Source organism: Shewanella sp. 10N.286.52.C2 (assembly GCF_002874545.1).
Taxonomy (GTDB): Bacteria; Pseudomonadota; Gammaproteobacteria; order Enterobacterales; family Shewanellaceae; genus Shewanella.
Window position 1 is genome coordinate 1 of the sequence record NZ_MCTV01000040.1, and the last position, 255, is coordinate 255.

Annotated in this window: 1 protein-coding gene; it reads right to left on the reverse strand. The window is 38.8% G+C overall.

The annotated features are described in order from the left end of the window. Positions 1-216: hypothetical protein (locus BCU94_RS15235; RefSeq protein WP_198590894.1), on the reverse strand; the 216-nt coding region annotated here is incomplete at its 3' end. Positions 217-255 lie beyond the last annotated feature (39 nt).

The window sequence follows — 255 nt, forward strand, 5'->3', positions numbered from 1 at the left end:
GCGAAGACTGTTAATCACCTCATCAACATAACGAATAAAGTCATTGATACAGGTTTGATGGTCTATGGTATTGATGATTTTTTTCAGCGTGCCTGCGACATCGATATTGCGAATAACCGCTTGTGCTCTGTCACGAGTCAACAAAGAAACTTTAATATCAAAAGGAAAGCCTTTATCGCGTAACGATTTGGCTAAACAGATACGTGTGAAGTACACGTTATTAGGAGCTCTATAAAGGTACATTGTCTGAGTCAA